The 8345-nt window shown below is 66.2% G+C and carries 12 protein-coding genes; 8 read left to right on the top strand and 4 right to left on the bottom strand.

Going from position 1 to position 8345, the window contains the following annotated elements; translation table 11 throughout:
- Positions 1-85: 85 nt before the first annotated feature.
- From nrdR to U5775_RS04285, 6 genes are all read left to right on the top strand, one after another.
- Positions 86-568: a transcriptional regulator NrdR gene (nrdR, locus tag U5775_RS04310; RefSeq protein ID WP_238462681.1), complete on the top strand. Its 483-nt coding sequence runs from the start codon at positions 86-88 to the stop codon at positions 566-568.
- A 231-nt stretch (positions 569-799) separates the two neighbouring features.
- Positions 800-1336, top strand: coding sequence for a GspH/FimT family pseudopilin (locus U5775_RS04305; RefSeq protein WP_322056865.1), 537 nt, complete (start codon positions 800-802; stop codon positions 1334-1336).
- A complete protein-coding gene (locus U5775_RS04300; protein WP_322056864.1) occupies positions 1333-1782 on the top strand; it encodes a hypothetical protein in 450 nt (149 codons plus the stop codon). Before U5775_RS04305 ends, U5775_RS04300 begins: the two co-directional genes overlap by 4 nt.
- Entirely contained in the window at positions 1779-2576 is a 798-nt protein-coding gene (locus tag U5775_RS04295; RefSeq protein ID WP_322056863.1) for a PilW family protein, read from the top strand. The genes U5775_RS04300 and U5775_RS04295 overlap by 4 nt, the downstream gene beginning before the upstream one ends.
- A complete protein-coding gene (locus tag U5775_RS04290) occupies positions 2573-3097 on the top strand; it encodes a hypothetical protein (RefSeq protein ID WP_322056862.1) in 525 nt (174 codons plus the stop codon). The genes U5775_RS04295 and U5775_RS04290 overlap by 4 nt, the downstream gene beginning before the upstream one ends.
- Before the next feature lie 47 nt (positions 3098-3144).
- Positions 3145-3567, top strand: a complete 423-nt coding sequence (locus U5775_RS04285) for a type IV pilin protein (protein WP_322056885.1) — start codon at positions 3145-3147, stop codon at positions 3565-3567.
- A 32-nt stretch (positions 3568-3599) separates the two neighbouring features.
- Here the strand turns inward: U5775_RS04285 and U5775_RS04280 are convergent, their stop codons facing one another.
- The 3 genes from U5775_RS04280 to U5775_RS04270 form a co-directional block, all read right to left on the bottom strand.
- Positions 3600-4073, bottom strand: coding sequence for a DUF3318 domain-containing protein (locus U5775_RS04280; protein ID WP_322056861.1), 474 nt, complete (start codon positions 4071-4073; stop codon positions 3600-3602).
- Between the two features lie 36 nt (positions 4074-4109).
- Positions 4110-4496 carry a phage holin family protein gene (locus tag U5775_RS04275; RefSeq protein ID WP_322056860.1) on the bottom strand — a complete coding sequence of 129 codons (387 nt, stop codon included), beginning with the start codon at positions 4494-4496 and terminating at the stop codon, positions 4110-4112.
- 253 nt (positions 4497-4749) lie between these two features.
- The gene (locus U5775_RS04270) at positions 4750-5052 is read right to left on the bottom strand and encodes a DUF883 family protein (RefSeq protein ID WP_028220165.1); all 303 of its coding nucleotides are present in this window, start codon (positions 5050-5052) and stop codon (positions 4750-4752) included.
- 343 nt (positions 5053-5395) lie between these two features.
- Here U5775_RS04270 and U5775_RS04265 point away from each other — a divergent pair, with 343 nt between their 5' ends.
- Positions 5396-6034, top strand: coding sequence for a peroxiredoxin (locus tag U5775_RS04265; protein WP_322056859.1), 639 nt, complete (start codon positions 5396-5398; stop codon positions 6032-6034).
- Between the two features lie 149 nt (positions 6035-6183).
- On the opposite strand, the gene U5775_RS04260 is transcribed toward U5775_RS04265, so the two are convergent.
- On the bottom strand, positions 6184-7374 hold the full coding sequence (locus tag U5775_RS04260) for an acyl-CoA dehydrogenase (RefSeq protein ID WP_322056858.1): 1191 nt from the start codon (positions 7372-7374) through the stop codon (positions 6184-6186).
- A 106-nt stretch (positions 7375-7480) separates the two neighbouring features.
- Here U5775_RS04260 and U5775_RS04255 point away from each other — a divergent pair, with 106 nt between their 5' ends.
- Positions 7481-8287: an IclR family transcriptional regulator gene (locus U5775_RS04255; RefSeq protein ID WP_322056857.1), complete on the top strand. Its 807-nt coding sequence runs from the start codon at positions 7481-7483 to the stop codon at positions 8285-8287.
- The last annotated feature ends 58 nt before the right edge of the window (positions 8288-8345 follow it).

Raw genomic sequence — 8345 nt, 5'->3', positions numbered from 1 at the left:
AGCCACGATCGAGCGCGTAAAGGCGCAGGTCGCCGAGCTGACCAGGCGCTTCCCGGTTTACCGCTGATCCAGCCTGTAATCCATCATGCGCTGCCCCTTCTGCCGGCACGAAGACACGCAGGTCGTTGACTCGCGCGTGTCCGAGGACGGCGCCGCCATCCGGCGCCGCCGTCGCTGCCCGGCCTGCGACAAGCGTTTCACGACGTACGAGCGGGTCGAGCTGGCGATGCCGGCCGTCGTCAAGAAGGACGGCAGCCGCACGGAATTCGACCGCCGCAAGATCATGGCGAGCATGCAACTGGCGCTGCGCAAGCGGCCCGTTGCTGCCGACGCGATCGACGCGGCGGTTGCCCGCATCGAGTATCAACTGCTCGGCAGCGGCGAGCGCGAGGTGCGCAGCGAGCGCCTTGGCGAACTCGTGATGGGTGAATTGCGCGAGCTCGACACGGTCGCGTTTGTGCGTTTTGCCTCCGTCTACCGGCGCTTCGAGGATGTCTCCGAATTCGAGGACGTGATCGAAGAATTTCGCCGCGCCAGCGGCGCCGCCACTCCGCCAAAGAAGCGCTGAGCGCCTGCGCGATTCGGTAGAACGCTTGGGTGTTTCCTTTGAGCGTTCGTGCGTTTGCTCTGAACGCACGCGTATTTGCCTTTCCTGCATTTCCCGTTCTCCCTGCCGTTGCCCGTGACCCTTGCATTGTCGCGGGCGGAGAACGCGCGCATAAGCTGGCCGTTCGGCTAATTGTTCCGTTTCGCGTTCGTCCGTAGAGTGACTGCAATACCTTAACGATAAGGATTGCAGATGAAATGCGCCGGCTTCACGCTGATCGAAACCATGGTCGTGATCGTCCTGCTCGCGCTATGCGCCACGGCAACCGCGCCGGTGTTCGTCACATGGCGCGCACGCGACCAGGTCGACGCGCGCACGAACGCGTTGCTCGGCACGCTCTCCTATGCGCGCAGCGAAGCGATCCGGCGCAAGGTGCGCGTGAGCGTTTGCCGTGTCGACGCCGCGCGGCATTGCCTCGCGGCCGGCAAGAGCTGCCCGTCGGGGCGGCCCGACTGGTCGTGCGGCTGGGCCGTGATGGCCGAGCGCCCGGGCGTGTCACTGTTGCTGCGTGCGCAGCCGGCGCTCGACGAGATTGCCGTGGCGTCGGGCCTCACGGCGCTCACGTTCACGCCGCCGGCAGGGCAGGCGATCGGCAGCCTGCGCAACTTCGAGATCGCGCCGCGTGCCTCTGCGGCGTCGATGCGGGGAGCGGGCTGGCGGCGCTGCATACGCGTCGCCGCGGGCGGGCGCGCTCGCGTGAGCGACGGTGCATGTGGAGCGGCGTCATGAACGCGCGAAGTGGGCGTTTTCGGCGAGGTCCGCGCATCGCGCGCGGCGTGGCTTTGCTCGAAGTCGCGCTGGCGATGGCGCTCATGTCGATGTGCGGATTGGGGCTCCTGAGTGCACAGCTCGGACTGGCGCGGCATGCGCTTGCTTCCGCGGTACGGGCGCGGGCCGCATTCGCCGCCGACGCGATCGCCGAGGCCGCACTGCAAGCGAACGCGGCGCCTCGCGATCAATGGAAAGCACGCGCTGTGTCCGTCGTGCCCGAGGGGCGCGCCGTCGTGTCCGCCACGGCGGGGGCGAACGCGCTCGTCGTGCTGACATGGGCCGCGCTGCGCGACGAGGCCGCGCCGCGCGCGCCGTCGTCCGCCGACGGATGCGAAGACGTCCAGACCGGCGGCGCGGAACCCGCATCGGAGCGGGCCTGCATTGCGCTCGCGTTCGTCCAATGAAGCGCGCTGTGCGGCGCGTGCGCGCTAGCGCAGGGCACACGTTGCTCGAATTCACGATCGCCGTCGCGCTCGGTCTCGTCGTGATGGCGGGTGCGCTTGCCGCCTGGCGCTCGCAGCGTCAGGCGTTCGCGGCCGCCATCGACGCCGCGCGCATCCACGAGGCGGGAGTGAATGCCCTGATGCTCATGGGCGAGCAGATCCAGATGGCCGGGTTCGTGGGCGCCGATGCTTCGTCGGCGCTCGCGGGGCCGCCGATCTTCGGCTGCACCGGCGGGCGCCCCACGGGCACGAATGCGAGCCTGACGTGCGAGGCGCTCCCGAATCGCTCGGACGGCTTTGCGGTGCGCTACCGGGGCGACGGCGAGTCCACCTGGCTCGCGGCGAATGGCCAGGTCACCGATTGCCTGGGGCAGGCGGTCGGGCCGCCCCCGGCCGAGGTGCTCAATCGCTTTCATGCGAAGGCGAGCAGTTCGACCGGCGAACCCGAACTTTACTGCGAAGGCTCCGGCAAGGCAGGCACGGCGCAGCCGCTCGTGGAGGGCGTCGAGCGCATGCGCGTGCGTTACTGGCTACCCGGCGCTGCGCAGGCCGTGGATGCCGCGGCGCTCTCGCGCGATCAGTGGGCCTCCGTCGTGGCCGTCGATCTATGCGTGCTCGTGCGTGGTGCGCCGTTTGCCCGGCGCGTGCGCTATGTGGATTGCGACGGCGCGTCGCTCAGTGCTACCGACGGTCGTGTACGACAGGCCTTCTGGCGTCACGTGGCGCTGCGCAATGTGCTGGAGGCGAACTCATGACGTTTGCGGCGCGGTGCTCGCGTAGCCGGCGCCTGAACCAGCGCGGCGTCGCATTGCCGGTCGTTCTGCTGATCGTTTCGATGATGCTCGCGACGTCTGCGGCGTGGTTCGAGGCGGCGCTGTTCGAGGCTCGCAACGCTGGCGCCGTCGTCGATCAATTGCGCTCCTTTCGTGCGGCCGAAGCGGGTCTCATGCTCTGTACGCACTTGCTGGTCGATGGCGTGGCGCTAGCGCCGCTGGCACCGGCACAGTCGGGCGAACCGCAGGGCTGGCGCCGTCAGGACACGTTCGAGGCCCAGGCCACGACGCCCGTGCGTTCATGGCCCGGCTCCGCGAGGCCGCCGCAGTGCTTCGTCGAGGCATGGCGTATCGAGGCGCGGCCGGCCGTGCGCGCGTTTCTCGTCACGGCACGCGGATTCGGCTCCGCCGACGACGCGCAAAGCTGGCTACAGATACAACTCATCGTGGACGGCACGCGTATCGAGCGCCATTGGCGGCGCGTCGTTGCAAGGCCATTTTGATGGCGGTGAAGGGTGAAAAGGGGAGCCGGCAAAAAGGAGTGAAGAAGATGCACCGCAGAACACACGCTTTTACCTTGCTCGAACTGGTCATCGCGCTGGCGGCGGTGGCCATCGTCGCGGCTTTCGCACTGCCGGGCTGGCGCAGTCAGATCGCGCGCGGACATCGGATCGATGCCGTCGCGGCGCTCTATCGCGCGGCGCAATTCGTCGACGCGCAAAGTCCTTCGCCGGCTTCGCTGCCTGCGGGCATGGATCAGGCGCCGCCAGGCGGGACGGCGGTTTATCGGCTGAAGATTTTGGCGGCGGACGAAACGAACGGTGGCTATACGATCACGGCCGCGCCCACGGAAGCGGGTCCGATGCGCGACGATCCGTGCGGCACATTTGTGCTCGAGGCGAACGGGACGCGCGGCAATCAGGCGCCGGGCGGGACGGCTCCCAATCCACGCGATTGCTGGAGGGACCGATGAGAACGACGGTAGCGCGCTGGTGGGACGGCGCCTTAGCCAGTGATGTCGTCTTCGTCGGATACATAACGGCGCACCGCACCGTTCTGCGTGCCTCGCTGGCGGCGCACCTGCTGCCAGATGCGCCAGGCTTCCCACGCCGTGAGCGCCAGGCCGCCCCATTTCACGACCGGCCGGGCCGCCGAGACGACGCTCTCACGCAGCGGCTTGGCCAGGACGAGCGAGGCGATAGAGCTCAAAAGGGGATATTGCTTGAGCAGAGTACCGAGCCCGGCGCCCGCGCGGCCCACGCTCGCTGCGCGGCCGAAGCCCGGCACGAGAAAGCGCAGCCAGCTGAAATTCGTGACGGCATGGCGCAACTCGACTACGGAGGCCGCCATTTCGGCGCGCTCGACGCTCGCGCGCACGATCAGCAGTTCCTTGCGCAAGGCACGCAACTGCGGTGTCGAGAGGTCGCGAGTACGCTTGCGTGCGGGGCGAAAGGCGTTGTCCGGTCGGGGTTGGCTCATGGCTTCGATTCGCGGCAGGCGGTTGGCAAATAGGGGCTAGTGCTTGCGAAGGATTTCACGGTCTTTCTCGAACTCCTCGAGCGTCGCCTGGAACACGAGCGGTGCATTGTGCAGCCCGCTGCGCGCCTTCAACGCGCAAAAGAGCGCGCCGAGCGCATAGACGACCGTAATCCCGGCGAGCGCCTGCCAGCGCCAGGTGTCCCAGAAAGCGATGGCGATGAGCGCGGTCAGCGCGATCAGCGCCATCGCAGCCAGCAGCATCGCCGCGAGTCCGAGGAACAGCACGCCGAGCAGGCGTTCTTTTTCCTCTGCCAGCTCGATGCCGATCAGCTCGAGCCGCGTATGAAGCATCGCGAACGCGGAACTGAGGAGGCGGCGCATCGGTCCGTGTTCGGGTCGCTGCGAGTGGGTGTCTGTCGTCATGGCGAATGCGGTTGCCGCCCGCGCGTGCGCGCGAGGCGAATGCGCGAGGAAAGCGCCCAGAAAAGGCAGGCCGGTGCGGTGCACCGGCCTGCCGGCTTGTGGTTCGGCCAGCTAGCGGCCGCGGGTGACCCGGTGACGCCCGATGCGGGCAACTGCGCTCCGCATCTCCGCGAACAACCCGGACCGGCTGCCGCCTTGCGCGAGCCGCCCGCTACGCGTAGCGGCGCTCGCGGCGGCGGCACGCCGCGTCCGTTTACTTACGGTTGATCAGCAAGCCCACGAGGACACCCACGCCGGCGGCAATGCCGATCGACGTCCACGGATGCTCATGGACGTAATCGTCAGTGGCGCGCGCCGCTTTCTTGCCTTTCTCGACCACGACGACCTGCACGTCGGCCGCCTTTTCCTTGGCTTGCTTCAGGCGCGTGAGGGCCGTTTCGCGAAGCTCCGAAGCGCGCTCGCCCGTAGCGCTCGCTGCTTGCTTGAGCAGGTCCTCGGCATCCGCGAGGACGGTTTTGATATCGGACATCAGCCTCTCCTTGTTGACCTCTGACATTGACTAGCTCCCATCGTGTCACGTACGCGTGAATCGTAACAAAGATACGAGCGCTGGCAAGCGTGGCTGCTCCCCGTTGCGCAAGAACCCGCACGATTCGTTCCTGCGCGCTCACGTAGCGGCGCACGAACATTCACAGTAAGCCAAATGGGGTTGATCTGGAACGTAAAGTTTCCGTGAGTTTCCGCGATTCCACCCAAAATTACCAAAACTCATAACGGTCTGACCCGATGTTCGTTCGCGGGGCATGAGGGGACCCTGTATGCTTCAATGTTGTAAATGTCCACCGTATCGACGGGCCGCGCGCAATCCCTGGCCTGTCACGTTCAAAGGGAACCGAACCATGAGTCTGCGTCTTGGCGATATCGCACCCGACTTCGAGCAGGATTCGAGCGTTGGCCGCATCAAATTTCACGACTGGCTCGGCACTAGCTGGGGCGTGCTGTTCTCGCACCCGGCCGACTTCACGCCGGTCTGCACGACCGAGCTTGGCCTGACTGCGAAGCTCAAGGACGAATTCGAGAAGCGCGGCGTCAAGACGATTGCGCTCTCGGTGGACAGCGCCGAATCGCACAATGAGTGGATCAAGGACATCAACGAGACCCAGGCGGCGAGCGTCGGCTTTCCGATTCTGGCCGACGGCGACCGCAAGGTGTCCACGCTGTACGACATGATCCATCCGAACGCGAACGAGACGCTCACCGTGCGCTCGCTCTTCGTGATCGACCCGAACAAGAAGGTGCGCCTCATCATCACGTATCCGGCGAGCACGGGCCGTAATTTCGACGAAGTGCTGCGCGTGATCGATTCGCTGCAGCTCACCGACAATTATCAGGTGGCCACGCCCGGTAACTGGAAGCAGGGCGACGACGTCGTGATCGTTCCGTCGCTGAAGGACGAAGAGGTGCTCAAGCAGAAGTTTCCGAAGGGCTACAAGGCGCTGCGTCCGTATCTGCGCCTGACGCCGCAGCCGAACAAGTAAAGCCAGAGGCCGTTCGGCCAGGCTCCACGTCGCGCGGCACCGGGCGCGTGGAGCAGGAACGCGCAGTAAAGCGCAGTCAAGCGAAAAGCGCCGCACGAGTCGACTCGTGCGGCGCTTTTTTCATCGGCCAACGGTGGCGAGGGGCGCGCTTAGAAGAACGCCTGGATGCCCGTCTGCGCGCGGCCGAGGATCAGCGCGTGGATGTCGTGCGTGCCTTCGTAGGTGTTCACCACTTCGAGGTTCACGAGGTGACGCGCCACGCCGAACTCGTCGGAGATGCCGTTGCCGCCCAGCATGTCGCGCGCGAGACGCGCGATGTCGAGTGACTTGCCGCAGGAGTTGCGCTTCATGATCGAGGTGATCTCGACCGCCGCCGTGCCTTCGTCCTTCATGCGGCCGAGGCGCAGGCAGCCTTGCAGGCCGAGCGTGATTTCGGTCTGCATGTCGGCGAGCTTTTTCTGGATCAGCTGGTTCGCGGCGAGCGGGCGGCCGAACTGCTTGCGGTCGAGCACGTACTGGCGCGCCGTGTGCCAGCACGATTCCGCCGCGCCCAGCGCGCCCCAGGCGATGCCGTAGCGCGCCGAATTCAGGCACGTGAACGGACCACGCAGGCCCTTCACGCCCGGCATCAGGTTCTCTTCGGGCACGAACACTTCGTCGAGCACGATTTCGCCGGTGATCGACGCGCGCAGGCCCACCTTGCCGTGAATCGCCGGCGCCGAGAGGCCCTTCCAGCCCTTCTCCAGGATGAAGCCGCGGATATCGTCCTTGCCGTCTTCCTCGAGCTTCGCCCAGACGACGAATACGTCGGCGATCGGCGAGTTCGTGATCCACATCTTGGCGCCCGAGAGCGAGTAGCCGCCGTTCACCTTCTTCGCGCGCGTGACCATGCTGCCCGGGTCGGAGCCGTGGTTCGGCTCGGTCAGGCCGAAGCAGCCGATCCATTCGCCGCTTGCGAGCTTCGGCAGGTACTTCTGCTTTTGTGCGTCCGAGCCGAATTCGTAGATCGGCACCATCACGAGCGACGACTGCACCGACATCATCGAGCGATAGCCCGAATCAACGCGCTCCACTTCGCGCGCGATCAGCCCATAGGCCACGTAGTTAAGGCCCGGACCGCCGTATTGCTCGGGAATCGTCGGGCCGAGCAGGCCGAGTTCGCCCATTTCGCGGAAGATCGACGCATCGGTTTTTTCGTGGCGGAACGCTTCGATCACGCGCGGCGCGAGCTTGTCCTGCGCGTAGGCGGCGGCGGCGTCGCGCACCATGCGCTCGTCTTCGGTGAGCTGCTGGTCGAGCAACAGCGGATCTTCCCAATGGAACTGGGCATGTGCGGCCATGATGTCTCTCCTGAATCTCTCGAAATGGACAATTTGCGCTTGACTGAAGTTCCGCTATGCGGAACAATGTTTTGCAAATTGACCTCAGTGTATCACTAGCCCGCCCATGTCTGCATCTGGATCTTCATCGTTTTCGTCCGCGCTGTCCGAGGGTCCGATCGACGAGCGCAAGTTCGTCGTGGCGCTCGCGCGCGGGCTCGAATTGCTGCGGGCCTTCCGGCCCGGCGAGACGCTGCTCGGCAACCGCGATTTCGTCGAGCGCACAGGCTTGCCGAAGGCGACCGTCAACCGGCTCGCGTACACGCTCACCGTGCTCGGCTATCTGCGCTTCGACGAATCGCTCGGCAAATATGCGCTCGATGCCGGCGTGCTTTCGCTGGGCTTCGCCTTGCTCTCGGGCACGGATACGCTCGAGCTCGCGCGCCCGCACATGCGCGCGTTCGCGCGCGAGGTGGGGGCGGCGGTGTCGCTGGGGTGCCGCGACGGTCTCGACGTGATCTATCTGGAGACCATTCGCAGCGAGACCGCGCTCACGCTGGGGCTGGCCTCGGGCTCGCATCTGTCGATGCTGACGAGCTCGATGGGGCGCGCGTACCTGGCGGTGCAGCCGCTCGACGTGCGCACGGCGCTCTTTGCGGAGCTGGAAAAGGCGGCGGGCGCCGACGGCCCCGCGCAGGTCGCGGCGGCGAAGCGCGAGATCGAGGTGTTCGCGAAGGAGGGCGTCTGCTACTCGTTTCGCGACTGGCACGAGGACGTCAACGCCGTGGCGGTGCCGTTTCGCGAGCCGCGCGAGCGGCGCTGGCTGGTGCTCAGCTGCAGCGGGCCGGCTTCGTCGATGGGGGCTGAGGTGTTTCGCGAACGGGTGGCGCCCCTCCTGAAGTCGCTGGCGCGCAGGCTTGGCGAGACTGTTTGAATGGCGGATAGGCGCGTGAGCACCGCGTCACGGCCGCAACGCAAAACGTAGCCATGAA

Origin of the sequence: Paraburkholderia sp. J63 (assembly GCF_905220245.1) — a bacterium.
Lineage (GTDB): Bacteria > Pseudomonadota > Gammaproteobacteria > Burkholderiales > Burkholderiaceae > Paraburkholderia.
The sequence above is the reverse complement of the archived record's forward strand: the minus strand, read 5'-3'. Positions and strand labels throughout refer to the sequence as shown.

Coding starts and splice junctions, on each gene's coding strand:
- nrdR (WP_238462681.1), top strand. CDS start 86: ATGCGCTGCCCCTTCTGCCGGCACGAAGACACGCAGGTCGTTGACTCG.
- U5775_RS04305 (WP_322056865.1), top strand. CDS start 800: ATGAAATGCGCCGGCTTCACGCTGATCGAAACCATGGTCGTGATCGTC.
- U5775_RS04300 (WP_322056864.1), top strand. CDS start 1,333: ATGAACGCGCGAAGTGGGCGTTTTCGGCGAGGTCCGCGCATCGCGCGC.
- U5775_RS04295 (WP_322056863.1), top strand. CDS start 1,779: ATGAAGCGCGCTGTGCGGCGCGTGCGCGCTAGCGCAGGGCACACGTTG.
- U5775_RS04290 (WP_322056862.1), top strand. CDS start 2,573: ATGACGTTTGCGGCGCGGTGCTCGCGTAGCCGGCGCCTGAACCAGCGC.
- U5775_RS04285 (WP_322056885.1), top strand. CDS start 3,145: ATGCACCGCAGAACACACGCTTTTACCTTGCTCGAACTGGTCATCGCG.
- U5775_RS04280 (WP_322056861.1), bottom strand. CDS start 4,073: ATGAGCCAACCCCGACCGGACAACGCCTTTCGCCCCGCACGCAAGCGT.
- U5775_RS04275 (WP_322056860.1), bottom strand. CDS start 4,496: ATGACGACAGACACCCACTCGCAGCGACCCGAACACGGACCGATGCGC.
- U5775_RS04270 (WP_028220165.1), bottom strand. CDS start 5,052: ATGTCAGAGGTCAACAAGGAGAGGCTGATGTCCGATATCAAAACCGTC.
- U5775_RS04265 (WP_322056859.1), top strand. CDS start 5,396: ATGAGTCTGCGTCTTGGCGATATCGCACCCGACTTCGAGCAGGATTCG.
- U5775_RS04260 (WP_322056858.1), bottom strand. CDS start 7,374: ATGGCCGCACATGCCCAGTTCCATTGGGAAGATCCGCTGTTGCTCGAC.
- U5775_RS04255 (WP_322056857.1), top strand. CDS start 7,481: ATGTCTGCATCTGGATCTTCATCGTTTTCGTCCGCGCTGTCCGAGGGT.